The 26,768-nt window shown below is 40.0% G+C and carries 25 protein-coding genes; 18 read left to right on the top strand and 7 right to left on the bottom strand.

The genetic code is table 11. From position 1 onward, the window contains the following. Positions 1-50 precede the first annotated feature (50 nt). From Q1R07_RS13770 to pruA, 4 genes are all read left to right on the top strand, one after another. Entirely contained in the window at positions 51-815 is a 765-nt protein-coding gene (locus Q1R07_RS13770; protein ID WP_300491352.1) for a class I SAM-dependent methyltransferase, read from the top strand. An 81-nt stretch (positions 816-896) separates the two neighbouring features. Further along, entirely contained in the window at positions 897-2,165 is a 1,269-nt protein-coding gene (locus Q1R07_RS13765; protein WP_300491350.1) for a DUF5103 domain-containing protein, read from the top strand. A 79-nt stretch (positions 2,166-2,244) separates the two neighbouring features. Next, complete coding sequence (gene apaG / locus Q1R07_RS13760; RefSeq protein ID WP_136402904.1) at positions 2,245-2,631, top strand: Co2+/Mg2+ efflux protein ApaG; 387 nt, start codon at positions 2,245-2,247, stop codon at positions 2,629-2,631. A 103-nt stretch (positions 2,632-2,734) separates the two neighbouring features. Beyond that, positions 2,735-4,360: an L-glutamate gamma-semialdehyde dehydrogenase gene (gene pruA, locus Q1R07_RS13755; RefSeq protein WP_300491347.1), complete on the top strand. Its 1,626-nt coding sequence runs from the start codon at positions 2,735-2,737 to the stop codon at positions 4,358-4,360. A 107-nt stretch (positions 4,361-4,467) separates the two neighbouring features. Here pruA and rsmG read toward each other — a convergent pair whose 3' ends face one another. After that, on the bottom strand, positions 4,468-5,097 hold the full coding sequence (gene rsmG / locus Q1R07_RS13750) for a 16S rRNA (guanine(527)-N(7))-methyltransferase RsmG (RefSeq protein WP_300491345.1): 630 nt from the start codon (positions 5,095-5,097) through the stop codon (positions 4,468-4,470). A 116-nt stretch (positions 5,098-5,213) separates the two neighbouring features. Between rsmG and Q1R07_RS13745 the strand changes: the two genes are divergently transcribed. The 7 genes from Q1R07_RS13745 (at position 5,214) to fabD (ending at position 11,969) form a co-directional block, all read left to right on the top strand. Continuing rightward, positions 5,214-6,308 (top strand): acyl-CoA desaturase, encoded by a 1,095-nt coding sequence (locus Q1R07_RS13745; RefSeq protein WP_300491343.1) that lies wholly within the window; start codon positions 5,214-5,216, stop codon positions 6,306-6,308. A 42-nt stretch (positions 6,309-6,350) separates the two neighbouring features. After that, positions 6,351-7,553: a pyridoxal phosphate-dependent aminotransferase gene (locus tag Q1R07_RS13740; RefSeq protein WP_300491341.1), complete on the top strand. Its 1,203-nt coding sequence runs from the start codon at positions 6,351-6,353 to the stop codon at positions 7,551-7,553. Positions 7,554-7,625: 72 nt separating this feature from the next. Beyond that, positions 7,626-8,807, top strand: a complete 1,182-nt coding sequence (gene purT / locus Q1R07_RS13735) for a formate-dependent phosphoribosylglycinamide formyltransferase (RefSeq protein WP_300491375.1) — start codon at positions 7,626-7,628, stop codon at positions 8,805-8,807. Between the two features lie 3 nt (positions 8,808-8,810). Continuing rightward, positions 8,811-9,386 carry a Crp/Fnr family transcriptional regulator gene (locus Q1R07_RS13730; protein WP_300491339.1) on the top strand — a complete coding sequence of 192 codons (576 nt, stop codon included), beginning with the start codon at positions 8,811-8,813 and terminating at the stop codon, positions 9,384-9,386. Positions 9,387-9,638: 252 nt separating this feature from the next. Next, positions 9,639-10,358: a pirin family protein gene (locus Q1R07_RS13725; RefSeq protein WP_300491373.1), complete on the top strand. Its 720-nt coding sequence runs from the start codon at positions 9,639-9,641 to the stop codon at positions 10,356-10,358. A gap of 45 nt (positions 10,359-10,403) precedes the next feature. Then, positions 10,404-10,934: a YceI family protein gene (locus Q1R07_RS13720; protein WP_300491337.1), complete on the top strand. Its 531-nt coding sequence runs from the start codon at positions 10,404-10,406 to the stop codon at positions 10,932-10,934. A 159-nt stretch (positions 10,935-11,093) separates the two neighbouring features. After that, positions 11,094-11,969: an ACP S-malonyltransferase gene (gene fabD / locus Q1R07_RS13715; protein ID WP_300491335.1), complete on the top strand. Its 876-nt coding sequence runs from the start codon at positions 11,094-11,096 to the stop codon at positions 11,967-11,969. Between the two features lie 68 nt (positions 11,970-12,037). Here the strand turns inward: fabD and Q1R07_RS13710 are convergent, their stop codons facing one another. Beyond that, positions 12,038-13,288, bottom strand: coding sequence for an ABC transporter permease (locus Q1R07_RS13710; protein ID WP_300491333.1), 1,251 nt, complete (start codon positions 13,286-13,288; stop codon positions 12,038-12,040). Positions 13,289-13,587: 299 nt separating this feature from the next. Here Q1R07_RS13710 and purH point away from each other — a divergent pair, with 299 nt between their 5' ends. From purH to rodA, 6 genes are read left to right on the top strand one after another with little or no spacing between them, the layout of a single operon-like run. Further along, on the top strand, positions 13,588-15,114 hold the full coding sequence (gene purH, locus Q1R07_RS13705) for a bifunctional phosphoribosylaminoimidazolecarboxamide formyltransferase/IMP cyclohydrolase (protein WP_300491331.1): 1,527 nt from the start codon (positions 13,588-13,590) through the stop codon (positions 15,112-15,114). 53 nt (positions 15,115-15,167) lie between these two features. Continuing rightward, entirely contained in the window at positions 15,168-16,196 is a 1,029-nt protein-coding gene (locus tag Q1R07_RS13700) for a rod shape-determining protein (protein WP_136402146.1), read from the top strand. Positions 16,197-16,207: 11 nt separating this feature from the next. Next, complete coding sequence (gene mreC, locus Q1R07_RS13695) at positions 16,208-17,035, top strand: rod shape-determining protein MreC (RefSeq protein ID WP_300491328.1); 828 nt, start codon at positions 16,208-16,210, stop codon at positions 17,033-17,035. Then, positions 17,028-17,534, top strand: coding sequence for a rod shape-determining protein MreD (locus tag Q1R07_RS13690; RefSeq protein ID WP_300491326.1), 507 nt, complete (start codon positions 17,028-17,030; stop codon positions 17,532-17,534). Before mreC ends, Q1R07_RS13690 begins: the two co-directional genes overlap by 8 nt. Then, positions 17,531-19,393, top strand: coding sequence for a penicillin-binding protein 2 (gene mrdA / locus Q1R07_RS13685; RefSeq protein WP_300491324.1), 1,863 nt, complete (start codon positions 17,531-17,533; stop codon positions 19,391-19,393). Before Q1R07_RS13690 ends, mrdA begins: the two co-directional genes overlap by 4 nt. Beyond that, a complete protein-coding gene (gene rodA, locus Q1R07_RS13680) occupies positions 19,393-20,649 on the top strand; it encodes a rod shape-determining protein RodA (protein ID WP_300491322.1) in 1,257 nt (418 codons plus the stop codon). The genes mrdA and rodA overlap by 1 nt, the downstream gene beginning before the upstream one ends. A 1-nt stretch (position 20,650) precedes the next feature. On the opposite strand, the gene Q1R07_RS13675 is transcribed toward rodA, so the two are convergent. Next, positions 20,651-21,328, bottom strand: coding sequence for a DNA/RNA non-specific endonuclease (locus Q1R07_RS13675; protein WP_300491371.1), 678 nt, complete (start codon positions 21,326-21,328; stop codon positions 20,651-20,653). Between the two features lie 247 nt (positions 21,329-21,575). On the opposite strand from Q1R07_RS13675, the gene Q1R07_RS13670 reads away from it, so the two are divergent. Further along, positions 21,576-22,094 carry a hypothetical protein gene (locus tag Q1R07_RS13670; protein WP_300491321.1) on the top strand — a complete coding sequence of 173 codons (519 nt, stop codon included), beginning with the start codon at positions 21,576-21,578 and terminating at the stop codon, positions 22,092-22,094. Between the two features lie 49 nt (positions 22,095-22,143). On the opposite strand, the gene Q1R07_RS13665 is transcribed toward Q1R07_RS13670, so the two are convergent. The 4 genes from Q1R07_RS13665 to Q1R07_RS13650 form a co-directional block, all read right to left on the bottom strand. Continuing rightward, complete coding sequence (locus tag Q1R07_RS13665; protein ID WP_300491320.1) at positions 22,144-22,668, bottom strand: hypothetical protein; 525 nt, start codon at positions 22,666-22,668, stop codon at positions 22,144-22,146. Continuing rightward, a complete protein-coding gene (locus tag Q1R07_RS13660) occupies positions 22,646-23,131 on the bottom strand; it encodes an N-acetyltransferase (protein ID WP_300491318.1) in 486 nt (161 codons plus the stop codon). The genes Q1R07_RS13665 and Q1R07_RS13660 overlap by 23 nt, the downstream gene beginning before the upstream one ends. 139 nt (positions 23,132-23,270) lie before the next feature. Next, a complete protein-coding gene (locus Q1R07_RS13655; protein ID WP_300491317.1) occupies positions 23,271-24,377 on the bottom strand; it encodes an ABC transporter permease in 1,107 nt (368 codons plus the stop codon). Next, complete coding sequence (locus Q1R07_RS13650; RefSeq protein WP_300491315.1) at positions 24,377-26,590, bottom strand: carboxy terminal-processing peptidase; 2,214 nt, start codon at positions 26,588-26,590, stop codon at positions 24,377-24,379. Before Q1R07_RS13650 ends, Q1R07_RS13655 begins: the two co-directional genes overlap by 1 nt. Between the last annotated feature and the right edge of the window lie 178 nt (positions 26,591-26,768).

The raw sequence follows: 26,768 nt of genomic DNA, 5'->3' as shown, positions 1-26,768 counted from the left end.
CCCATGCAGACACTATATAATAATAGTGTCTGCATGATAAATTCCTGTACATGAAATCCGCTTTCAAATATATACTGAACACCATTCCGAGACCATTACTGATCCGGCTGAGTTATGTTGTACGTCCTGTTTTGGCTTTGGCCTTGAAAGGAAATACCTTTACCGATCCGATCGATGGTAAAAGCTTCCGTAGTTTCCTTCCTTACGGATACGGAACCCAACGGAATAACGTATTGTCACCCAGCACGCTTTCGCTGGAACGGCATCGTTTGCTTTGGTTGTATCTGAAAAATGAAACCGATTTCTTTACCGCACCTAAAAAAGTGTTGCACTTTGCACCGGAACAGGCTTTTTACAAACGATTCCGAAACCAGAAAAATTTAGAGTACACTACAACCGACCTCCTTTCGCCACTGGCAGATGTTAAGGCCGATATTTGTAATCTTCCATTTGCCGATAATTCGTACGACCTGATTTTGTGCAACCACGTTTTGGAACATATTCCGGACGACACCAAAGCCATGCAGGAATTATACCGTGTTTTAAAACCGGGTGGGATGGGAATTTTCCAGATTCCGCAGGATTTAAACCGTGCCACAACTTTCGAAGACGATTCCATTACGGATCCTAAAGAACGGGCCGCCATTTTTGGTCAGTATGATCATGTGCGTGTATACGGACGGGATTATTTCGACAAGCTTCGCAGTATGGGCTTTACGGTAACCGAGGAAGATTACACCCAAAAAATTGCACCGGAACTCGTAGAACGTTATTGTCTGGCCAAAGGGGAAATAATTCCCGTTTGTCACAAATAAAATCCATAGCGGACACCTTTTTTAACGGATTGTTGTAGCGAATTGTTTATCTTTACCTCACTGACAATTCAAAAAAGCCCTATGTTATTTTATAAAAAACTACGATTTTTACTGCTTCTGTCTTGTGTATTATCCGGTTCTGCTTCCGTTTTTTCCCAGGTTGAAAAGGAAGTAAATCCGCCGTTCAACATCAAAACCGTGTCGTTTGTTCAAAGTGGTGCCAACACCATTCCGATGTTTCGTCTGGGTGATACTTTCGAATTACAATTTGATGATTTATTTGGCAACGAGGCCGATTATTATTATACAATCACCCAATACAATTACGACTGGACACCAACCATACTGGCCAAGTCGGAATACCTTCAGGGAATGGACAATCAGAGAATTATGACGTATCAGAATTCTTTTAATACGCTCCAGATTTATTCGCATTACAAACAGGCCTTCCCGAATCGTTTTAACCGTATATTATTATCCGGTAATTACATGATCAAAATTTTTAACGACAACCAGGAACTTGTTTTTTCCAGACGTTTTATCGTTTATGAAGAAAACCTTTCCGTTCCGTTACAAATCAAACGTTCCCGTAACCTGACCGATATCGAGAAAAAGCAAAATCTGGATTTCACCATCAAAATGGGCGACAATAACACGCTGCAAAATCCGGTTCAGAATATTAAAGTCGCTTTATTACAAAACGGACGATGGGACAATGCCATTTTAAACATCAAACCGCAATATACGTTAGGTTCTGATCTGATTTACCGTTACAATCAGGAAACCCAGTTTTGGGGTGGTAACGAATTTTTATATTTCGACAATAAAGACATCCGTAATCCCGGCAACAATGTAGGAAAGGTGACTTCCGGTGAAATTTATAATTCCCTGTTATTTGCCAATTCTCCGAGAGGCGATAAACCGTACACCTATTATCCGGACATCAACGGTAGTTTCTACGTCCGTAACATTGGTTCCGAAAACGGCGAAACCGAAGCCGATTATGCCTGGGTTTATTTTACATTGATTCCACCAACGACCATCGATAAAAAAGATATCTATGTAAACGGGATGTTTAACAATTATGCGTTGACACCGGAAAACAAAATGGACTTCAATGCACAGAAAGGTGTTTACGAAAAAGCGATTTTACTCAAACAAGGGTTTGTAAACTACCAGTATGTACAATTGGATGCCAAAGGTAAAGTCGACAATCAGAATGCGATTGACGGCAATTTCTACCAAACGGAAAACAATTATTTTGTGATCGTTTATTACCGCGGAAACAACGACCGTTACGACAAAATTATCGGACGTGGTTTTGCCACTTCCGAAAACATCACGAATTAAAAAAGTTTTAAAATTATCCGAATCGATTCAAATATTTGCTATTTTTGGAATTATTTCCCAAAATCCAATCGGAAAAATTATGGTTTCACAAATAACCAGAGGCATAAAAATTTCTGTTCTGACTAGTTTTGAAGGTACTTACTTCAAAAACTACAAGATTCACTTTGCCTTTAGTTACGAGATCACGATCGAAAACCAAAGCAAGGATTCCGTTCAACTTAACTCACGTCACTGGGAGATTTACGATTCCCTTAACGATCTTGAGATAGTTGACGGCGAAGGCGTGATCGGTAAAAAGCCGGTACTGAAACCGGGTGAAAAACACACCTACAGCTCCGGATGCCTGCTTTCATCGCCATTTGGAGCCATGCGCGGATATTTTAACATGATCAATTTTACCTCAACCCGATCGTTCCGTGTAATAATTCCTACATTCCGTTTAAGCGCTCCTTTTGCCTTGAATTAATTCATTTTTTACCAAAGCATTAACACCACAAAAAATACCTTTTTCGTGAATAATTTGTATCTTCGCTACGCGAAAATTTGATAATTAATAAATACAAATTGTTATGCCAAAAGGAATTTATAATGTACCTAAAGCCGTTAACGAACCTGTAAAATCGTATGCGCCGGGTACGCCGGAAAGAGATGCAGTTTTAGCAACTTTCAAAGAATTGTACAACGCCAATGTTGATGTACCTTTATATATAGGTGGTGAAGAAATCCGTACCGGGAACACCAAAAACCTAACACCTCCATTCGACCATAAACACATTGTGGGACAATACCACCAAGCCGAAAAAGAGCATATCGAAAAAGCAATCAGCACCGCTTTGGAAGCGAAGAAAAAATGGGCCGCCCTTTCGTGGGAACACCGTGCTTCTATTTTCTTAAAAGCAGCCGATTTATTAGCAGGTCCTTACCGCGCTAAAATCAATGCGGCTACGATGATTGCACAGGCAAAAACCGTTCACCAGGCAGAAATTGACTCCGCTTGTGAGTTAATTGACTTCTTACGTTTTAACGTTCAGTTTATGACGCAGGTATATGCGGAACAACCGATTTCTTCCGAAGGTATCTGGAACCGTGTGGAGCACCGTCCGTTAGAAGGTTTCGTATACGCGATCACTCCTTTTAACTTTACTGCTATTGCTGGAAACTTACCGGCTTCTCCAGCTTTAATGGGGAACGTAGTGGTATGGAAACCAAGTGCTACGCAAATCTACTCAGCGAATGTAATTGTTGAGGTTTTCAAAGAAGCAGGTTTACCGGCAGGTGTTATCAACGTAGTATATGGTAACTCCGCGATGATTTCCGATACGTTATTAGCAAGTCCTGATTTTGCAGGTATCCACTTTACAGGATCTACAGGCGTTTTCAACGATATGTGGGCTAAAATCGGACAAAACATCAGCAAATACAAAACATACCCTAGAATCGTAGGAGAAACCGGAGGTAAAGATTTCGTAGTAGCACATCCATCAGCTATTCCAGCTCAGGTGGCTACCGCTTTATCAAGAGGTGCTTTCGAATATCAGGGACAAAAATGTTCGGCGGCTTCCAGAGCGTATCTACCAAAATCGACCTGGTCTGAAGTTAAAGAACTATTAGTTGCCGATATCGCTTCCATGAAAATGGGATCACCGGAAGATCCGTCTAACTTCGTATCTGCTGTAATTTCCGAAAGTTCTTTCGACAAATTAGCAGGATTTATCGATCAGGCGAAAAAAGACAGTGATGCTGAAATTATTGCCGGTGGTAACTACGACAAATCGGTTGGATATTTTATTGAGCCAACGGTAATCGTGACTACAAATCCAAAATACACCACTATGGAAACCGAATTATTCGGACCTGTGTTGACTATTTATGTATACGAAGATGCGAAATGGGAAGAAACGCTTGCTTTAGTAGACAGTACTTCTGAATATGCTTTAACAGGAGCAATCTTCAGTCAGGATCGTTATGCTATCGAGCAGGCTACTAAAGCCCTTGAAAATGCAGCCGGAAACTTCTATATCAACGACAAACCAACCGGAGCTGTTGTAGGACAACAACCTTTCGGTGGTGCAAGAGCATCCGGAACTAACGACAAAGCCGGTTCGGTGTTAAACTTAATGCGTTGGGTATCGCCTAGAACCATTAAGGAAACTTTCGTTCCGCCAACAAATTACAGATATCCATTCTTAGGATAATATAACATCATTTTACACCTGACAGGTTTTAAAAACCTGTCAGGTGTCCCAAAACAAAAAAAGCGTGTTTTTAACACGCTTTTTTTATTCTATAATTCCAACCGGTTTTACACCTTATATTTTAGCGGTAAGTGTACCACTTTTTTGGTTTCAAAAAATTCTGTTTTAAAATAATCAGCAAGATCATATTGCGTTGCTTTTGGGAAATCCTGTAACTCTTCGGTTAGATCGCCTCCTTTTAAATAAAGGATCCCGTTTTTCAGTTCGTGATTTTGTTTTTTCTTCACCTTATCTTTTACCCATTGTACAAAATCCGGCATATTGGTCACCGCACGACTTACGATAAAATCGAATTCCTCTTTTACGTTTTCTGCCCGCATTTGTTCGGCTTTCACATTTTGCAATCCCAAAGCAGTTGCCACTTCATTTACCACACGGATTTTCTTGGCAATCACATCAATCAGATAGAAATCTACTTCAGGATAGAGTATCGCCAACGGAATTCCGGGGAAACCACCTCCGGTACCCACATCCATAATTTTCGACCCCGGTTTAAACTCCTGTATCTTCGCAATTCCCAGCGAATGCAATACGTGTTTTTCGTATAATTCGTCTATATCTTTTCTCGAAATCACATTAATTTTAGCGTTCCAATCTTTATACAAAACTTCCAATTCACGAAACTTAGAAACCTGATCTTCTGTTAGATTAGGGAAATACTTTACAATATCCTGCATTATTCAAAATTTTCCACAAAAGTAAGCATTTTGTCCATCATTTTTTTCCATTTTTAACCTATTACATTTCTATTAATAATTACCTTTGAACGAAAATTTTGCATTTTAATAAACTTATGATAAAACAGACTCCACTTTTTTCAAAAACCGATAGTTTAAAATTTTTCAGGACACTAAATAAACGAGTTAACGATTATTTTAAGGAAAATAATATTAAGAAAACCGGAAACTGGAAACTACACATGAAGACCATTATCATGTTTAGTATCTTTCTGGTTCCGTATTTTTTAATCCTAACCATTAGTATGCCGCTTTGGATTCATTTACTAATGACTATTCTGATTGGCGTTGGAATGGCTGGTGTTGGAATGAACGTTATGCACGACGGAAACCACGGCGCTTACTCTTCAAAACCCTGGTTAAATAAGATTATGGGCGGTAGTATGTATATCCTGGCCGGAAATGTATACAACTGGCAAGTACAACACAATGTATTGCACCATACCTACACCAATATCCACGGTCATGATGAAGATCTTGATGCAGGTCGAATTATCCGTTTTACCGAACACGCCAAATGGTCACCGGTACACCGTTTTCAACAATATTATTCCATTTTCCTATATGGTTTACTGACATTTAACTGGGCGATTACCACCGATTTCCGTCAGATGCGACGTTATATCAAACGAAAATTATCGTATGGTGAATTCCCTAGTCCGTTTAAATTATGGACAACATTGGTTATTACCAAAATCATTTATTTTGCCTTATGGTTAATCCTTCCGATGCTTTTAGGAATCGTTTGGTGGGAAGTATTATTAGGATTCTTTATCATGCACTATACCGCCGGATTAATCCTGAGCGTAGTGTTCCAGTTGGCACATGTTGTAGAAGACATTCACCACCCACAACCGGACGAAAACGGAGAATTGGAAAACACCTGGGCCGTACATCAATTATATACAACTGCCAATTTTGCACCGAAAAACAAGATTGTCAACTGGTATACCGGTGGATTAAATCACCAGATCGAGCATCATATTTTCCCGAACATCAGTCATATTCACTATAGCAAAATCGGGGAAATCGTAAAACAAACGGCTATGGAATGCAACCTTCCGTATTACGAATTTCAAACGATGCGTTCTGCGGTTTATTCGCATTTCAAACACTTAAAAGAAATGGGGCAAAAACCGGCTATCGCTTAAAAACTACATATAAACCATAAACTTCAAAACAAAATCATTTTTATGAATCCGCTTTCTGATAGAATTAATAATTTATCGACATCGCAAACCCTGGCCATGGCTGCCAAAGCCCGAGAATTAAAAGCCGCCGGAATAGACATCATCAGCTTAAGTCTTGGCGAACCCGATTTTAACACGCCCGACTTTATCAAAGAAGCCGCTATTCAGGCCATTCACGATAATTACAGTTCGTATCCTCCGGTAGAAGGTTACCTGGAACTTAAGGAAGCTATTTGTAAAAAATTCAAACGAGATAACGGATTAGACTACAAACCGTCTCAAATTGTAGTATCTACCGGTGCAAAACAATCGTTATATAATATCGCACAAGTGATGATCAACCCTGGTGACGAAGTGATTTTACCAGCACCATACTGGGTAAGTTATTACGAAATCATCAAAATGGCCGGCGGTGTTCCGGTAGAAGTTCCGACAAGTATTGAAAGTGACTTTAAAATCACTCCGGAACAACTGGAAGCAACCATTACACCGGCAACCAAAATGATGTGGTTCAGCTCTCCTTGTAATCCAAGTGGTTCGGTATATAGCAAAGAAGAATTAACAGCACTGGTAGCTGTATTGGAAAAATATCCTTCGGTTTATGTCGTATCGGATGAGATTTACGAGCATATTAACTTTACTGGATCGTATTGCAGTATCGCATCTATTCCGGGCATGTTAGACAGAACCATTACCGTAAACGGTGTTGCCAAAGCTTTTGCCATGACCGGATGGAGAATCGGTTATATCGGTGCGCCGGAATTTATCGCCAAAGCCTGTACCAAAATGCAGGGTCAGGTAACCAGTGGTGCGAATACCATCGCGCAACGCGCTACGATTGCCGCTGTTGAAGCCGATCCGACTGTATTAAAACACATGGTTCAGGCATTCCAACAACGACGTGATCTTGTTGTTGGTTTGATCAAACAAATTCCAGGAATGAAAATTAACGTACCGGAAGGTGCTTTCTACGTTTTCCCGGATGTTTCGGCTTTCTTCGGAAAAACATTACGCGGTACATTGATCAACAATGCGGATGATTTCGCTATGTACCTTTTGGCCGAAGCCAATGTAGCCACAGTAACAGGTGATGCTTTCGGAAACCCGAACTGTATCCGTTTTTCATACGCAACCAGCGACGATCTACTAAAAGAAGCTTTGCACCGCATTAAAGAAGCGGTAGCAACTTCGGAAGTTTTAGCATAAATTTACGTCCCGACTCTGTCGGGACTTTTTTTTAACGGTCACGCCGACAATTTACAACAACAAACTACTAAAATACAACACACTACAATGACTAAAAAAATACTACTATTAGGTTCCGGCGAACTCGGAAAAGAATTTGTAATTGCTGCACAACGTATCGGACAAACCGTAATCGCTGTCGATAGCTATGCCAATGCTCCGGCCATGCAGGTCGCACATGGTTATGAAGTGATCAACATGCTCGACGGTGCCGCTCTGGATGCTGTAATAGCCAAACACCAACCCGATTTTATCGTACCGGAAATTGAAGCCATTCGTACCGAACGTTTTTACGATTACGAAAAACAAGGCATCACCGTAGTTCCATCGGCCAAAGCAGCCAACTTTACGATGAACCGAAAAGCTATCCGCGATTTGGCCGCTAAAGATTTAGGACTGCGCACCGCTAATTACCGTTATGCGACTTCGGCTGCGGAACTGGAAAAAGCCGTTTCGGAAGTTGGAATGCCCTGCGTGGTGAAACCCTTAATGTCGTCGTCCGGAAAAGGACAGTCGACGATTAAATCGGAAGGCGATATCGCTAAAGCCTGGCAATATGCCGTAGACGGTTCCCGCGGCGATGTGGTGGAAGTAATCGTAGAAGCTTTTGTAAATTTTCATTCCGAAATCACCTTATTAACCGTAACACAAAATAACAACCCGACGCTTTTCTGTGCGCCAATCGGTCACCGACAAGAACGCGGGGATTATCAGGAAAGCTGGCAACCGGCTCGCGTATCGGACAACGATATTGCAGAAGCACAGGATATGGCCCGAAAAGTAACCGAAGCCTTAGGTGGTGCCGGATTATTTGGAGTGGAATTTTTCCTGACAGACGAAGGGGTTTATTTTTCCGAATTATCACCGCGTCCGCACGACACCGGAATGGTAACTTTAGCCGGGACGCAAAATTTTAACGAGTTTGAATTACACCTGCGCGCCATTTTGAGTCTGCCGATTGCAGCCATCACCTTAGAAAAAAATGGTGCCAGTGCCGTGATATTGGCTTCGGAAAATTCCGAACAGCCAACCTATACCGGAATTGAAAAAGTAGCCGCTTTACCGAAAACAGATTTCAGAATATTTGGTAAACCGACTTCAAGACCGTATCGTCGAATGGGGGTTGTTTTAACCAGCGATACACTGGAAACTCCTATTGAATCGATTACCGAAAGAGCCAAAGAAACCGCGACCTTCGTACACGTAAACGCTTAAAAAATGAACCTACTCCTTGATACAATTGCCCGATATGTAACACTAACGCCCGAAGAACAGGAACGCGTGGTGTCCGCTACGGAATTTCAATCCTATAAAGCCAAAAGCATTTTATTAAAGGAGGGCGAAATATGCCTTCACTCCTATTTTGTGATCAAAGGTATTTTACGCAGTTATACGATCGATGAAAACGGTGTGGAACATGTGGTGAGTTTTGCCTCACCCGGTTGGTGGATCGCCGACATGTACAGTTATCTGTCGCAACGTCCCGGACAATTGTATATTGAAACCAATGAAGATTCGGAAGTTATTATGTTGTCCAAAGAAAATCAGGAGCGACTTTATGACGAAGTTCCTAAAATGGAACGCTTTTTTAGAATCCTGATCGAGAATTCACTTGTCGCCAATCAGCAACGGTTAATTGACAACCTTAGTTTTACGGCCGAAGCGCGTTATGACAAGTTTACCAAAAAGCATCCGGATCTGATCCATTGCCTGCCACAAAAACAAATCGCTTCTTATATAGGAGTAACTCCGGAGTTTTTCAGTAAGATGAAAGCCCGTTTACTCAAAAAATAAACTTCTTATCCCCGTTCAACGACCTGTGACGGGGATTTTTTTATTTCTTAATCTAGGTTAAGTGTATTCGTTATCAATCGGTTGTATCTTTGAACTATCAAAATAACCGTTATGAACCGAAAAGATTTTATCAAAAAAAGTTTGTTGGGAACCGGAGCTGTCATCACCGGAACGGCATTAGCCAAAGAAGCCATTTCCGACCCAAAAGAACCCGTAGGATTTAATCATATTCAAAACACAAACTCTAAGATTATGGAAAATATCGTATTGCATAAAGCCAACACCAGAGGAAACGCCAATCATGGCTGGTTACAAAGTTTCCACACTTTTAGTTTCGCTAATTATTTTAACCCGGAAAGGGTTCATTTCGGAGCCTTACGCGTTTTAAACGACGATACCGTAGCCGCCGGAATGGGATTTGGAACACATCCGCACGACAATATGGAGATCATTAGTATTCCATTGGAAGGCGATTTGGAACACCAGGACAGTATGGGTAACAAAACCGTTATCAAAAAAGGTGATATCCAGGTGATGAGTGCCGGAACCGGTGTACGCCATAGCGAATACAACAAAAACGCCGATAAAGAGGTTAAATTCCTTCAGATATGGGTTTTCCCAAGCAAACGAAATGTGGCGCCACGTTATGATCAGATCACATTAAACGAAGACGAAAGACATAATGTATTGCAACAGGTACTTTCTCCAAATCCGGATGACGAAGGCGTTTGGATCAATCAGGATGCCTGGTTTCATATGGGAAAATTCGACGCCGGCATCGCAAAAGAGTACTCTTTTAAAAAAGAAGGAAACGGACTTTATGTTTTCGTACTAAAAGGAGCGGTTTCTGTAAATGATCAGGCTCTAGACACCCGAGACGGATTGGGAATCTGGAATACCGACAAAGTAACCATTACGGCTACTACTGATGCGGAGTTCCTATTAATGGAAGTTCCGATGGAAATTGAATAAATAAAAAATTTAAAAACAATACTATAACTTTTAAAACATATTATTATGGCAACTACAAAATGGGCAATTGACCCGACACACTCAGAAATAGGATTTAAAGTAAAACACATGATGTTTACTAATGTTTCCGGTAAATTCGAAAATTACGACGCTTCAATCACAACCGATGGTGATACTTTCGAAAATGCTTCGATTAGTTTTTCAGCCGATGTGAATTCAGTAGACACTAGAAATGCCGATCGTGACAATCACTTAAAAAGCGCAGACTTTTTCGATGCGGAAAACCATCCAAAACTGACTTTTAAAGCGTCATCTTTTACCAAAGTAGACGACGACACTTATGAGTTATCCGGTGATCTTAGCTTACGTGGTGTTACTAAATTTGTAAAACTACCGGTTGAATTCAGCGGATTGATGAAAGATCCATGGGGAAATACCAAAGCTGGATTAAACATTTCCGGAAAAATCAGCCGTAAAGATTGGGGCTTAAACTGGAATTCCGCTTTGGAAACCGGTGGTGTATTAGTGAGCGACGACGTTCGTTTAAACATCGAATTACAACTTGTACAGCAATAATTATTTCATAATCTGGTTTTAAGTAGAACCGTTGCAGTCTACCTTTTTAGGGAAACTGCAACGGTTTCTTATTTCAACCTCGGCAACAATCTGCTCGCCAATATGCTAAAAAACACTATTTTTGTCCGTCAATAACAAACAAAACCAACAGAGAAGAATATGAAAGCATATGTATTTCCAGGTCAGGGTGCCCAGTTTACCGGAATGGGTAAAGACTTATACGAAAATTCGGCACTGGCTAAAGAGCTATTCGAAAAAGCAAACGAGATATTAGGTTTTCGCATTACCGACATTATGTTTGAAGGTACTGCCGAACAATTAAAAGAAACCAAAGTAACGCAACCGGCTGTTTTTTTACATTCGGTGATTTTAGCCAAAACCCTTGGTGACGACTTTAAACCGGAAATGGTTGCCGGTCACTCGTTAGGTGAATTTTCGGCTTTGGTTGCCAACGGAACCTTATCGTTCGAAGATGCTTTGAAATTGGTTTCCCAAAGAGCCATGGCGATGCAAAAAGCCTGCGAAATCACTCCATCTACTATGGCGGCCGTTTTAGGTCTTGAGGATAAAGTAGTGGAAGATGTATGTGCTTCAATCGACGGAGTGGTTGTAGCTGCCAATTACAATTGCCCGGGTCAGTTGGTAATTTCCGGTGAATTAACCGCTGTGGAAAAAGCCTGCGAAGCGATGAAAGAAGCCGGAGCAAAACGTGCCTTGATTCTTCCGGTTGGTGGTGCTTTCCACTCACCTATGATGGAACCGGCTCGCGAAGAACTGGCTGCAGCTATCGAAGCAACAACATTTAACACTCCAATTTGTCCGGTGTACCAAAACGTACCGGCAAAAGCCGTTTCGGATCCTGCTGAAATCAAAAAGAATTTGATCACACAATTAACCGCTCCGGTAAAATGGACGCAATCCGTACAACAAATGATCGCCGACGGTGCCACTTTGTTTACAGAAGTAGGTCCGGGTAAAGTTTTAGTTGGATTGGTAAATAAAATAGATAAAAACGCAGCTACTGCTTCAGCATAATAGTATTAAAATACTATAGTATTCACACCTGACAGGTTTTAAAAACCTGTCAGGTGTTTTTTTTATTATTACATTCCGCTTCGGATCGCTTCTACCGGGTCCAGTTTGGAGGCTGAAATCGCCGGGATAATTCCGGAAATCAATCCGATAAATGCGGCAAGTGAGGTTCCGATAATGATATTCCAGAAGCCAAGTACAAATTCAAAATCCAATACTTTCGACAATACCAGAGCAATAATCCAGACCAAAAGCATTCCGACCAATCCTCCGATTACCGATAGAATAACGGCTTCAAACAGGAACTGGAACAATATAAATCGATTTTTCGCTCCTAAAGCTTTCTGAATCCCGATCAGGTTGGTTCGTTCTTTTACCGACACAAACATAATGTTGGCAATTCCGAAACCGCCTACCAACAGGGAAAAACCACTGATAATCCAGCCTACCACATTCATTTGTCCGACGATATTATCGATCAGATCCGTGAATCCGGATAATACATTGATAAAAAAGTTATTGATATCTCCGGTTTTTAGTCCTCTGAAAGTACGTAGCTTTTGGATCAATTCGCCTTTAAAAGCTTCAATATCCACACCTTTTACCGGTTTTATCAGAATCGCCGGTGTTAGCATATCGCTATTATCACCGTATAATCGTCTTAGGAAATTTACCGGTAGGAAAACCGAAACGTCTCTACTCGGTCCGAAAGTACTCGATCCTTCTTTGTCTAAAACGCCGATCACCGTAAACCGTTGTCCGTATAAACGTATTTTTTTACCCATCGGATCCATAGTACCAAACAATCCTGTAGCCACTTCACTTCCAATAATGATTACCGGCGAACCCGAATTGGATTCTGCTTCGTTAAAAAAACGTCCCTGCGCAAATTTTAGCTTTTCAATATCGATAAACTCATTGGTACACGGGGTCACATTAATACTGCTTACGGTACTCGATTCGTATTTGATATTTTCTTTACGGGTAAACAAATTAAACGAAATCTTATCCAGATCGTTTAACGACCTTTTCAAATAGTCGAATTCTTCGTAGGTAACATCCGGGAATTGCTCGCGTTTCCATTGTGGTATATCCGATGGTCCGAATGAAAAACGCATCAGGTAGATCGTATTTTTATCCAATCCGCTAAGGTCACTTTTGATTTTACGATCCATCGAATCGACAGCCGCCAGTACAGCGATAATCGAAAAGATACCAATTGTAACACCTAACAGCGACAACAGGGTTCGCAATTTATTATTCCGCAAAGCATTGAGTGCAAAACTCAAACTTTCTTTTAGCAGTCTCAGGTATAACAACATAGTGACGGGTTTAACTTTTGTAAAATTCTGTATTTTTTGAGCAATATCCTAGCCAATTAGTAGGTAAAAAACCGCAAATGTTACAGAAAATTTACACAAATACCCAATAGTTCCACCATAACCAAACCCGGTCCGTATCCGATTCTCTTCTATCGCTTAAAGTTTTGTATCCAATAAAGCTGTGAATCAGATCAAAAACCGTGAAAAAAAATCAAAAAAGACTAAAATCTAATGCCCTTTCTTTTGAATGTTAGTCTAACAATAATTACTTTTGCACCTTTAAAAAACACAACAACACAATGAACACAACAAAAACCATTCAATCGGCTTTAATTTCGGTATTCGACAAAGACGGCCTGGAACCTATCGTTAGAAAATTACACGCCCACAATGTGACGATTTATTCAACCGGCGGAACCGAAGATTTCATCAAAAATCTGGGTATTCCGGTAGTTCCTGTGGAAGATGTAACGTCCTATCCTTCGATTTTAGGCGGACGCGTTAAAACGTTACATCCGAAAATTTTCGGTGGGATCTTAAACCGTCAGGATCATGAAGGCGATGTACAACAGATGCAGGAATACGAAATTCCACAAATTGATTTGGTTATTGTTGACTTATATCCGTTTGAAAAAACCGTTGCTTCCGGAGCCAGCGAAGCCGATATTATCGAAAAAATCGACATCGGTGGTATTTCCCTGATCCGTGCAGCTGCGAAAAACTTTAAAGATACCGTTATCGTTGCCTCAGTAAACGAATATGCCTTATTCCTTGAGATGATCACTAACGGAAACGGAGCGACTACATTGGAAGAAAGACGCCTTTTGGCTACCAAAGCGTTCCATGTTTCGTCACACTATGACGGTGCCATTTTTAATTATTTCAACACCGATGAAACGGTTTATAAAGCCAGTGTAGACAACGGTCAGGTATTGCGTTATGGCGAAAACCCACACCAGAAAGGGTATTTCTTTGGTGATTTCGACGCAATGTTTACCAAAGTACACGGAAAAGAGCTTTCGTACAACAACTTACTAGACGTTGACGCGGCCGTAAACCTGATGAATGAGTTTAAAAATGACGATCCGACATTCGCGATTTTAAAACACAACAATGCTTGTGGACTAGCGACGCGCAAAACGATGAAAGAAGCCTATCTGGATGCATTAGCCGGTGATCCGACTTCGGCCTTCGGTGGTGTTTTGATCGCCAACGGAAAAATTGATGAAGCCGCTGCGGAAGAAATCAACAAGTTGTTTTGCGAAGTGGTAATTGCTCCGGCGTATGACGAAAAAGCGATTGCTATTTTAGAAGAAAAGAAAAACAGAATCATCCTGATCCAAAATGATGTGGAATTACCTACAAAACAGGTACGCACCTGTCTTAATGGAATGTTAATTCAGGATAAAGACAATATTACAGACAATAAAGAGCTCTTAAAAACCGTTACCATAACAGCACCTACAACAAAGGAAATCGAAGATCTGCTTTTTGCCTCCAAAATCTGTAAACACACCAAATCGAACACTATCGTTTTTGCTAAAAACAAACAGTTGTGCGCTTCCGGAACCGGACAAACGTCGCGGGTAGACGCATTACGCCAGGCTGTTGAAAAAGCAAATTCATTCCATTTTGATTTAAACGGAGCAGTAATGGCAAGCGATGCTTTCTTCCCTTTTCCGGATTGTGTTGAGTTGGCAAAAAATGCCGGCATCACCGCTGTTATTCAACCGGGTGGCTCTATAAAAGACGAACTGAGTATCAACTATTGCAACGAAAATAAAGTTGCGATGGTATTTACCGGAGTTCGTCATTTTAAACATTAATTTTATTATTTTTGTAGGCTAATTATTTATAAATGTATTAAACCCTTTTTTGTATGGGATTTTTTGATTTCATGACTGAGGATATTGCGATTGACCTAGGTACCGCAAATACCCTTATTATCCACAATGACAAAGTTGTCGTTGATAGTCCATCTATAGTTGCTCGTGATCGTGTTTCTGGGAAAATTATTGCTGTTGGTAAAGAAGCAAACCAGATGCAGGGTAAGACTCATGAAAACATCAAAACCATACGTCCTCTAAAGGATGGTGTAATTGCTGATTTTGACGCATCGGAAAAAATGATCAGTTTGTTCATTAAAAGCATTCCGGCGCTAAAGAAAAAAATGTTTACACCGGCTTTGCGAATGGTGGTTTGTATCCCTTCCGGAATTACGGAAGTGGAAATGCGTGCGGTAAAAGAATCCTGTGAGCGGGTTAATGGAAAAGAAGTATACCTAATCCACGAACCGATGGCTGCGGCTATCGGTATCGGTGTGGATATTATGCAACCGAAAGGAAATATGATTGTCGATATCGGAGGTGGTACTACCGAAATCGCCGTGATCGCATTAGGCGGGATCGTTTGTGACAAATCGGTTAAAATTGCCGGTGACGTGTTTACCAACGATATCGTATATTATATGCGAACACAACACAACCTTTTTGTTGGAGAAAGTACCGCTGAAAAAATTAAAATTGCTATCGGTGCCGCTACGGAAGACCTGGATACGCCGCCGGATGAAATGTCGGTTCAGGGACGTGACTTGTTAACCGGAAAGCCAAAACAGGTAGACGTTTCGTATCGTGAGATCGCAAAAGCTTTGGATAAATCCATTCAGCGTATTGAAGATGCGGTTATGGAAACCTTATCCCAAACACCGCCCGAACTAGCCGCCGATATTTACAATACCGGTATTTATCTGGCCGGTGGAGGATCGATGTTACGAGGACTTGACAAGCGTATCTCTCAAAAAACGGATTTACCGGTTTATATCGCCGAAGACCCGTTACGAGCCGTTGTAAGAGGAACAGGAATGGCATTAAAAAATATTCAGAAATTCAAAGGGATTCTTATCAAATAAAGAACTAATTCATGCAGCAAATCTTTAACTTTATATTAAAAAACAGTAACCGGTTACTGTTTTTGCTGCTTTTGGGCATTTCTTTATCATTGACCATACAATCCCATTCCTATCACAGAAGTCGCTATATTAGTTCGGCGAATGTCTTTACCGGATTTGTATACGAAAAGATCAATAACGTTAAAGAATACCTGAACCTTCGCGAACAAAACAACCAGCTGGCCAATGAAAATGCCCAGTTGAAAAAACTGCTTTTTAACAATACCGATTCTTTAGCGGCCGGAAGCGCTTTGCCAAAACCGTCCGGAATCGAAAATGTAAAAGTGTATAATGCTAAGGTGATCAACAATACTTTTAACAGTAAAGAAAATTACCTGACGCTTTTAGGCGGTGAAAAAGATGGTATTCATGCCGATATGGGTGTTGTAAATAGTTTGGGAGTCGTGGGTATGATCGAAAAGACTTCCAACAGTTATTCGACTGTACAAAGTGTCTTGAATATCAAGTCTAAGATTAATGCTAAAATCAAAAAATCCAATCATTTTGGTTCCCTAACGTGGAATGGTAAAAACGTAGGATTTGCGCAATTGATCGATGTACCGCGTCTGGCTTCGGTTCGCAAAGGCGATACCATTGTAACCGGAGGTATTTCGGATATTTTCCCGGAAAACATCCCTATCGGAGTTATCGACAAAGTATATATCGACAAAGCGACCAATTATTACACCCTGAATATTCGATTATTTAACGACATGACCAACTTAGGTCACGTGTATGTAATTGAAAATGTAAAGCGAAAAGAAATCCAGAAATTACAAGAAGAAACAAAAAATGAATAGTACGTTTATTACAAATAGCTTACGGTTTGTAGTGCTGCTTGCCATACAGGTTGTTGTCTTTAACAACATCGACTTTCTGGGTTTTATCAATCCGTATCCGTACATTCTTTTTATTATTTTGTACCCGGTAAACGGTAGTAAAGCCGGTTTGCTTGTGGCCAGTTTTTTCCTCGGACTTGTTATGGATATGTTTTCCAATTCCGGAGGTGTACATGCGGCTGCCTGTGTAACCCTGGCTTATTTTAGACCTACCTTTTTTAAATTTTCATTCGGAGTCAGTTACGAATATCAGACGGTTAAAATTACCGACAAACTTACGCCCGAACGTTTTTCATTTATTCTTATTGCCGTAGTCACCCATCATTTAGTCTTATATTTATTAGAAATATTCCGTTTTAATTTTATTTGGGATATTTTATTACGAACTTTACTAAGCACTATATTTACCTTACTGCTTTGCATCATAATTATTTATTTAATTAAGCCTAGCAAACGATGAGAAAACTTTTATTACCCGGTTTGATTGTTATTGCAGCATTGCTGATAATGGCACGGCTTTTCTATCTACAGATTTTAGACGATTCTTATATCCAAAAATCGGATAATAATGCTATCAAAATCAAATATGAATACCCGGAACGCGGTTATATCTACGACCGTAACGGCCAGCTATTGGTAGCCAACCAACCGTCGTATGATATTATGGTGACGCCTAAGGATGTTAAGAATATCGACACCCTTGAGTTTTGCAATCTACTGAACATCTCCAAAGAGGAGTTTATCAAAAAAATAGAAAAAGCGCGCGTTTATAGTCCGATGCTACCATCGGTATTTATTGCTCAGTTAAACAAAATGGAATATGCGGCCTTTCAGGAAAAGATCCGCAAATTTTCAGGATTTGAAGTTTTAAAGCGATCATTACGAGACTATCAGGTGACAGTAGGTGCCAACGTCTTCGGTTATATCACACAGGTAAACGATAATATCATCAAAAAGAAACCGTATTACAAAAGCGGCGATTTGATTGGTATGCAAGGTGTAGAACAGATGTACGAAGAGGTTTTACGCGGTACCAAAGGTGTAAAATACATACAAAGGGATCGTTTTAACCGCGAAATTGGCCCATATAAAGACGGTATTTATGATACGATTGCCGTTCAGGGTGAAGATATCACTTTAACCATCGATGCCGAACTTCAAAAGTATGGCGAGGCTTTAATGGTAAACAAACGCGGTGGTATTGTTGCGATCGAACCCAAAACCGGTGAAATTCTGGCTTTGGTGACGGCACCATCCTATGATCCTGCAATTTTGGTAGGTCGCGAGCGTTCTAAGAATTATACCATGCTTTACAACGATTCGATTGCAAAGCCTTTATACGACCGCGGACTTCTGGCAGAATATCCGCCGGGATCACCTTTTAAAATATTAACCGGTCTGGCCGGACTTCAGGAAGAAGTAATCGACGAAAACACAACCTTTGTTTGTCATCACGGGTTTTCCTACGGTAGAGGTGCTTTTATGAAATGTCACTGTCCGGGCGGAAATATCAAGTTGCATAACGGTATTTACAAATCCTGTAATGCCTATTTTGCCAATGTATTTAAACGAACGATCGAAAAATATAACAAACCGCGTTTTGGTGTGGACGCCTGGAGTGCGCATATGAAAAGTTTCGGATTGGGGAATTTTATGGGCTACGATCTTCCGCCGGGAAGAAAAGGACACATCCCGACTTCGCGTTATTATGACCGCTGGTATCCGAATGGCGGTTGGAAAAGTACGACCATTATTTCCAATTCCATCGGACAGGGTGAGGTAACGATGACACCGATTCAGTTGGCGAATATGATGGCCACAATTGCCAATGAAGGTTATTATTATACGCCTCACGTTATTCGAAAAATTGAAAAACATAAGATCGACAAAAAGTTTACGACCAAACACATTACGTCTATCGACAAACAATATTTCCGACCGGTTATCGACGGTTTATTCGACGTGTACAATATGGGAACCGCAGCCAGTCTTCGTGTAGAAGGAATTGAAATTTGCGGTAAAACCGGTACGGCCGAAAACTTTACCAAGATCAACGGAAAAAGAGTACAGCTAACCGACCACTCGGTTTTCGTAGCATTTGCACCGCGAAACGATCCGAAAATCGCAATCGCTGTATTGGTAGAAAACGGTTATTGGGGTGCGCGTTGGGCCGGACCTATTTCCAGTTTGATGATTGAGAAATATCTGAAAAAGACCATTACCCGTACCGATTTGGAAAAAAGAATGCTGGAAGGCAGTTTACAACATGAATACGACAAGGTAACCAGTGGTGTACCTTTTACAATCAATAACCGATAATGAAAAATCAGAGCGTAGCGAATAATATCGATTGGATCACCATACTTATTTATATTGTATTGGTGGTCATGGGGTGGATGAATATCTACTCGGCTTCGTTACCGCTTGAGGAAACCTCAATTTTTGATTTAAGTCAGACCTATGGTAAGCAGATGCTTTTTATCATGCTCACCATCCCGTTGATTTTCACCATACTTTCTGTGGATGCCAAAATATTCGAAAAGTATGCTATTGTCTTTTATGCATTTGGTATTGTCCTCCTTCTTGGACTATTTGCCTTTGGTAAGACGATTAAAGGACAAACCAACTGGTACCAGTTTGGTGGTTTCGGTTTCCAGCCGTCTGAGTTCGTAAAAACCGCCACGGCTTTGCTTCTGGCGAAGTTACTGAGCGACACGCAGATCAACATCAAACTATTTAAACACCAGATAATTGCACTGGCTGTATTTGGTTTCCCGGTGGTTTTAATCCTTCTGCAACCCGATGCCGGTAGTGCCATGATCTTTATTTCACTGACATTCGTATTGTATCGCGAAGGATTGCCAAGTTGGTATCTTTGGACCGGTTTTATCGCAATTATACTCTTTATACTTGCCTTGATTATCAAACCGGTATTTATCGTTATACTGGCGCTTATCATAATGATCATCCATTATATTTTTAACCGTCGTATCAATCGGAATCCGCTTGTTTACGGGATTATTTTTGTATTGATAACCGGATTTGTATTCTCGGTGGATTATGTTTACGAAAACGTATTGGAAGCCCACCAGAAAGATCGTATCAATGTACTTCTTGGAAAAGATGTAAACATGCAGCGTGAAGGATACAACCTGAACCAGTCGATGATTGCCATTGGTTCCGGAAGCTGGCTTGGTAAAGGCTATCTCGAAGGAACACAAACCAAAGGTGGTTTCGTACCGGAACAGCATACCGATTATATTTTTACAACTGTTGGTGAAGAATGGGGATTTGTAGGTGCTGCGGTTGTAATCATATTATTTGTAACCCTTTTTATGCGGATCATTTACCTCGCCGAACATCAGAAAACAAAATTTAGCCGGGTGTATGGCTATTGTGTCGCAACGTTCCTGTTTACGCACTTTTTTGTAAATATTTCGATGCTGATCAAGATGTTTCCAACCATTGGAGTACCACTACCCTTTTTCTCCTATGGCGGATCGAGTTTATGGGCGTTTACCATTTTATTGTTTGTATTCCTGAAAATGGATGCCAACAAAGTAAACGAATGGTAGTCTAATTAAAACTCCACGCTTTATAATCGCTGTTTTTTTCAAATTTATTTTCGATAGCATCCGGTAATTGCGGAAAGAAATCGATACCGGTGAGTTTTTCGATCGTATCCACATCGACTACAAATTCGTATAACGGTCGGTCGCTTACAGCATGCGGAACCAGGAATCCAATCATTTTATCCCCTTTTTTGGTCATCAGCACCTTATAGAAATAATTCGGTACAGCGACATTTTCTTTCCCGATGGTTTTTAAATTTTCGGACAAAACGCCTCCGGTTACCACATATAATCCATCGTATTTCGTAGCCCAATACCGTACTTTTTGCTCCAGTCGGTTCCAGACACCATCGTTAAAATGATGCAATTGCGGAGCGATATTAGACGTCAGAAATGTTTCTTCAAACATTTTATAGTTCTTTTTCCGATCACCGGCCGGGCACAAATGTCCTTTATCATAACCGGATTGTTTGTAGTTCCGCCAGCTCGCCGATCCGGATTTCACATCTTTATCTTCGGTAAACAACGGGCGTTTAAAATCCCGGTTGGACAAATCATCTTTTGTTAGCGTATAAGCTACCCATTCCGCTTGTTCATAGGGTTCGGCATAGGAAAAGGAATACGCATCATGGTTGATCACCACTCCGGTGGTCGAAGTGGGAAAATAGTCAAAATTTGCCATCGTAAAAGTAGCGGATGTGCTATCGACATCGGTTACAATTTCCTTTTCAGGCACTCCGGACAAGGACGCTTCTATTGCCTTTGTTGCTTTTTTATCACATGAAAACAAGAAAAAAAACACCAAAAGGAGTTTTATCAGAAATACAGGTCGTTTCATCGCTATTACTACAGGCATGGCTTGATTTTTGTTACATTTGTAAAGATAATAAATAGTTATAACCCTTTTAAAATTAATAAAAGTAGTATCTATGAGAGTAAAATTGATGGTTGCACTAGCTGTTATTTCAACACAGTTTAGTTTTGGACAGGAAATTTCGAAAGAAACCGTTAGCAACAATGCCGAAACCCACCTTTCGCAAAGCCTTGAAGATTTAAAAAAAATTAAAGAAGAAAAAGAGCGACTGGAAAAAGCAAAGCTTAAAGAACACGAATTAGCACTGAAAGAAGCCGAAAAGCAACGTAAAGCGGCCGAAAAAGAACAAAAACGACTGGCCAAAGAATTACAGAAAGCTGAAAAAGCCAAAAAAGATATCGAAAAGGCTCAGAAAAACGTTCATAAAGCCACTGACAGATTAGCCGACAGTCAGAAGGATTTGGACAAGCAGTCTTCAAAGTATAAAACCTTAAAAGACAAAGACAAGCTTACTGCCGAAGAGGATATCAAATGGAAGAAAAAGCTGTTAAAGCTAACCAACAAAAATAAAGAGCGTAAAATTGAATTACAGGAAGCCCAATTAAACCTGAAAAATTTAAATCCAAACGCCTAATTCATAAAATTAAAGAGGGCTGTTTCAAATTGAAACAGCCCTCTTTAATTTAGAAATCCAGAATCAAACGATTCTGAACATACTTAGCTTCTTCTTTTCTGATCTTCTTATCTATTTGTATTTCGTACTCCTTTTCTTTTTCCAACAATTTATACCAATATAATGCAGGTATAAAATTATTAGAGTGTAGTTCTAAACGAATAATTATTTTCTTACTTGGAGGTTTCCCCATATTCAGAATCGAATTTAATTCTGATTCCGATACCTTTATGTCTTCAGCAAAATCTTTGTTAATTTTATATCTGAGGTTTATATACTTCTTCAAAAAAAAGGGAAGAGAAAGATCAGCATCATAAATATCCGACTTTAAATAATCTTCTATCTGAAAGCGTAATTGCTGCACGCGTGAATATAGCAATTGACTATCTGTTAATGGCTTTGCATTCTTTTTCCTAAACCGTTTTAACTCATCAGCAGCTTCTTCTTTTTGTTTAACCGTTAGGTTATTTCTAAAAACAAATGAATCAGCAAGTTCTTCCGGTGAATATTTTTTATTTAATTTCTCCGCTTTCATCTATATACTTTTCTATAATTCTAAACAATGCCAATCCTTCTAAACATATATGTTTACCGGCATCTTCCATTCCATATTTAGTAATGTAATGCTTTTTTAATTTCGTTTTAGGAATTAGTGACACACAAGCTATTTCAGCATAATGATTTACAGCTTCCCTACAAGCAAAACCAATAAGATTACCTGCTATGTCATCATATTGTTTTTCTTTACCTCTATTTTCTTTTGAAACGGCTAAAAGATTGATTTCGATTCGACTCTCTTCTGGATAATGTGTTAGTGATATCAATCCTAAAATAACTTCACTTTCTAAAATTCTTAGTTTATATACACAGTTTTGTCGTTCCGTTTTCCAGTTAAAGAAAAATCGTGCCTTTGTTATCTTTTTGTAATCCTGATCTGTAACCCGTTCAATACTTATTTCTTTAAACACTTTCGTATTGACCGCCACAATTCCCCACATAAGACACTGTACTAGTTAAAGTTACAAAAAAAGGCAATAATTTACAAATTTTGTAAATTCAACTTTCTAAAAAGGGAACAGCATCCGGACAAAATTGAACGCTAAATAGGGTAAACGACTTTATTTTGAGATCATTAAATTACGTCTTTACATCGAGTGCATCGCGCAATGCATTTCCAATCATCATAAAGGCTAAAACAAGTAGTAACATGGCTACACCCGGAATAATCGCCAGATACGGTTTTCCGAGGATGATATAATTGTAGTTATCTTTGATCATAGCGCCCCAACTCGGTACGGGTAACTGGGCACCCAATCCTAAAAAGCTTAATCCGCTTTCGACCAGAATTGCCGAAGCAAAATTGGCCGCCGAAATTACGATCACCGGTGCCATACTGTTTGGCAATATATGATGGAATATAATCCGACTGTTGGTATACCCTAAGGCGCGTGCCGCGGTTACATATTGCATTTCTTTAATCCCCATAACCTGACCGCGGACCACACGGGCAACTTCGACCCACATTGTAAGTCCAACGGCAACAAAAACCTGCCAGAATCCTTTTCCTAAGGCCAATGTAATCGCAATGACCAAGAGTAAGGTCGGAATCGACCAGATTACATTGATAAGCCACATCACCATCGCATCGATCTTTCCGCCGTAATAACCCGCCAAAGCACCAAAGAAAATCCCAACCACCAATGAAATCAAAACGGCTACAAATCCGATGGCTATCGAAACCCGTGATCCGATGATCAGACGGCTAAGCAAATCGCGTCCCTGATTATCCGTTCCTAAAAGGAATTTCTTTTGGGAGATAAATTCTTTTTCAATCGTTTTATTATCAACCGCTTTTCCAAAAGCCGATAATGGAATTTTATCGGAAATGACAATACTCTTATCTTCCGAATACTCGTCAAAATACAAACTGTCGTTTGCTATTTTATAACTATTGATCGGTTTTTGCATAACCGTTTCCGGATGGCCCGTGAAATAATCATACCAATGACTTTCGGGTTGGTTTTCCAACGGAACCTGTAACAACGTCACTTTAAAACCGGGTTCTTTCGAGCGAATTGCCAAATCGCCCCAGTTCGCATATTGGGTAGTATCCGGTGCTAAAAAATAGCCAAAAATGGAAATGAATACCAGAACGGCTATAAATACAAAACTGAAAACGCCCCAAAAATTCCTACGGAATTTCTGGAGCGCTAAAGCAGTAAGCGATTGATTTGATAAACTCATTAATTTACTTTATCAACTATTTTATTTTTTTTGTCTTTTAATGTGATGGAACCTTTAACATCTTTTCCACTACTTTTCATATCGTTTAGGATATTCAACGCTTCATCTACATATACATCGCTACTTAGGCTTTCATGCCAACGCTCTCTTTTTTGAGCCAGTACGGTGTCGTTTTTAAACATTTCTTTTTCGTAAGGTAAGGATCCGAATGATAAATTGTTTTTATAATCGGCTAGTGCTTTGAATTTTTTAGCGGTGTTTTCAACTGCCGTTTCTTCAGCGCGGAACTTGTTAAAGTTAAGACTCAATGTATTCATATCCTTACGGGAACTAATCCATTTAGCGTTTTCGTCGATCAATTTGAATTGCTCGTTTGTCGCCATACGCTCTTTACTTTTTGCAATGGCTGGCGCAAAATCCAATCCTTTTACCGGTTGGTAATTGGCCGGGTCAATTTTATCCCATGGCATTGCATTGTCAATATCACGCTCACCCATATCGATATACGAATAACGATCCGGCATTACGATATCACTCAATACACCCTCGCGTTGTGTAGAACCTCCGTTAACACGGTAGAATTTCTGCGTGGTTGTTTTTAGCGCACCCAAGTCACCGTAAGGGTTGCTTCGGATAAACTGGTTCAGGTCGATAACATTTTGTACCGTTCCTTTTCCATAGGTATGTTTACTTCCAATCACAACTCCACGTTTGTAATCCTGAATAGCTGCTGCAAAAATTTCGGATGCCGAAGCTGAGAAATTATTCACCATTACCACCAACGGTCCGTCCCAGTGTACTTTTGACTGTTTGTTGTATAATACTTCTTTTTTACCGTTAGCCGATTTCACCTGAACCACTGGTCCCTGATCAATAAATAAACCGACCATATCTACAACGGTTTGTAACGATCCACCGCCATTGTCTCTAAGATCCATTACAATTCCCTGAACGTTTTGTTTTTTAAGGCGTTCGATTTCCTGAGCTACGTCTTTAAAAGCGTCTCTTTTATCTTTATTCTCAAAATCGATATAGAATTTCGGAAGATTGATGATACCATACGTCATATCCCCTTTTTTCACAATCGATGATTTGGCGTAGGTTTCCTCAATTTCAACCACCTCGCGGACAATTGGAATCACTTTAATCGTTCCGTCTACTTTTTTAACGGTCAAACGAACCTCGGTTCCTTTTTTACCTTTGATTTTTTTCACTACGTCGTCCAAACGCATTCCAACCACATCTACCGGTTCAGCATTCCCTTGAGCAACTTTCATGATCACATCACCCTGTTCCAGTTGTTTTCCTCTCCATGCTGGTCCACCCGGGATAAGCTCGGTAATTTCGGTATAGTCATTTTTCTTTTGCAAACGGGCTCCGATTCCTTCCAGACTTCCGCTAATGCTGATGTCGAATTTCTCTTTGTCGTCTGGTGCAAAATAAAAAGTATGCGGATCAAATCGTTCTACAATTGCATTCAGATAAACTGAAAACCAGTCATCACGATCCAATTCCTCAATAAATCCAAAATACTCATCCAACGATTTTAATGTCGTTTCACGGGAACTTTTCTCCAATTCTTCCATGGTTTTTGGCTTGGAATCGGATTCTTTTTTGGCTGTTGTTCCTTCTTTTTTGGTTCCTTTATCTTCTTTCTCTTTTTCCTGTAATTTCAGCTTGTCGGTTACAGAAGACAATACATTTAGTTTCAGCTGTTTTTCCCAACGGTTTTTTAATTCCGTTTTGTTTTTGGAAAACGGTTGTTTGTCATAATCCAGACTGATTTGTTCCTCTGTATTAAAGTTAAATGGACGTGCAAGAATGTCTTTGTAAACGCCTTTAGCTTCTCCCATTCGTTCCATCAAACGGGTATATGTAAGGTCAAAAAAGGTCAGATCCTTATTGCGGATCATATCGTCAATCTGTGTTTCGTATTTTGAAAATTCGTCGATATCCGACTGGACAAAGAATCGTTTCGAAGGATCCAGAGCCGAGATATATTCTTTATAAACACTTTTTGAAAACGCGTCATCCATCTGCACCGGATCATAATGCCCTTTTTCCAACACGAATGTCAGCAATTCCAGTAAAAGACGGTCTTTTTCCGGATCTGATTTTTTAGTGGGCATAAAACTCCAAAGTATTGCTGACAAAGCGGTTATCAACAATACAATCTTATAATTTCTTTTCATAAACTGCCAAAAAGTATTCATTACTATTTTTCAACTAAATTACATAAAAAAGGACGCCACTCTCTTAATATACGGATAATTTTTTGTTAAAGGTTTCTTTTTATTAGCGAATCATCAGCCCTTTCTTAAAATTTCAAAAATCAAAAATTGTACCAGAACAAATTTAGAAATTGCGTACTTTAGCGAAACTTAAAAAAAT

This window comes from Flavobacterium sp., assembly GCF_030146175.1.
Classification (GTDB): Bacteria; Bacteroidota; Bacteroidia; order Flavobacteriales; family Flavobacteriaceae; genus Flavobacterium.
This window is presented reverse-complemented; position numbering and strand designations above follow the sequence as displayed.

Coding starts and splice junctions, on each gene's coding strand:
- Q1R07_RS13765 (WP_300491350.1), top strand. CDS start 897: ATGTTATTTTATAAAAAACTACGATTTTTACTGCTTCTGTCTTGTGTA.
- Q1R07_RS13730 (WP_300491339.1), top strand. CDS start 8,811: ATGAACCTACTCCTTGATACAATTGCCCGATATGTAACACTAACGCCC.
- pruA (WP_300491347.1), top strand. CDS start 2,735: ATGCCAAAAGGAATTTATAATGTACCTAAAGCCGTTAACGAACCTGTA.
- mrdA (WP_300491324.1), top strand. CDS start 17,531: ATGAGAAAACTTTTATTACCCGGTTTGATTGTTATTGCAGCATTGCTG.
- Q1R07_RS13660 (WP_300491318.1), bottom strand. CDS start 23,131: ATGTGGGGAATTGTGGCGGTCAATACGAAAGTGTTTAAAGAAATAAGT.
- Q1R07_RS13740 (WP_300491341.1), top strand. CDS start 6,351: ATGAATCCGCTTTCTGATAGAATTAATAATTTATCGACATCGCAAACC.
- Q1R07_RS13770 (WP_300491352.1), top strand. CDS start 51: ATGAAATCCGCTTTCAAATATATACTGAACACCATTCCGAGACCATTA.
- Q1R07_RS13670 (WP_300491321.1), top strand. CDS start 21,576: ATGAGAGTAAAATTGATGGTTGCACTAGCTGTTATTTCAACACAGTTT.
- Q1R07_RS13650 (WP_300491315.1), bottom strand. CDS start 26,590: ATGAATACTTTTTGGCAGTTTATGAAAAGAAATTATAAGATTGTATTG.
- mreC (WP_300491328.1), top strand. CDS start 16,208: ATGCAGCAAATCTTTAACTTTATATTAAAAAACAGTAACCGGTTACTG.
- Q1R07_RS13710 (WP_300491333.1), bottom strand. CDS start 13,288: ATGTTGTTATACCTGAGACTGCTAAAAGAAAGTTTGAGTTTTGCACTC.
- apaG (WP_136402904.1), top strand. CDS start 2,245: ATGGTTTCACAAATAACCAGAGGCATAAAAATTTCTGTTCTGACTAGT.
- fabD (WP_300491335.1), top strand. CDS start 11,094: ATGAAAGCATATGTATTTCCAGGTCAGGGTGCCCAGTTTACCGGAATG.
- Q1R07_RS13725 (WP_300491373.1), top strand. CDS start 9,639: ATGGAAAATATCGTATTGCATAAAGCCAACACCAGAGGAAACGCCAAT.
- Q1R07_RS13675 (WP_300491371.1), bottom strand. CDS start 21,328: ATGGCAAATTTTGACTATTTTCCCACTTCGACCACCGGAGTGGTGATC.
- purH (WP_300491331.1), top strand. CDS start 13,588: ATGAACACAACAAAAACCATTCAATCGGCTTTAATTTCGGTATTCGAC.
- Q1R07_RS13690 (WP_300491326.1), top strand. CDS start 17,028: ATGAATAGTACGTTTATTACAAATAGCTTACGGTTTGTAGTGCTGCTT.
- Q1R07_RS13700 (WP_136402146.1), top strand. CDS start 15,168: ATGGGATTTTTTGATTTCATGACTGAGGATATTGCGATTGACCTAGGT.
- Q1R07_RS13720 (WP_300491337.1), top strand. CDS start 10,404: ATGGCAACTACAAAATGGGCAATTGACCCGACACACTCAGAAATAGGA.
- rodA (WP_300491322.1), top strand. CDS start 19,393: ATGAAAAATCAGAGCGTAGCGAATAATATCGATTGGATCACCATACTT.
- rsmG (WP_300491345.1), bottom strand. CDS start 5,097: ATGCAGGATATTGTAAAGTATTTCCCTAATCTAACAGAAGATCAGGTT.
- Q1R07_RS13665 (WP_300491320.1), bottom strand. CDS start 22,668: ATGAAAGCGGAGAAATTAAATAAAAAATATTCACCGGAAGAACTTGCT.
- Q1R07_RS13655 (WP_300491317.1), bottom strand. CDS start 24,377: ATGAGTTTATCAAATCAATCGCTTACTGCTTTAGCGCTCCAGAAATTC.
- Q1R07_RS13745 (WP_300491343.1), top strand. CDS start 5,214: ATGATAAAACAGACTCCACTTTTTTCAAAAACCGATAGTTTAAAATTT.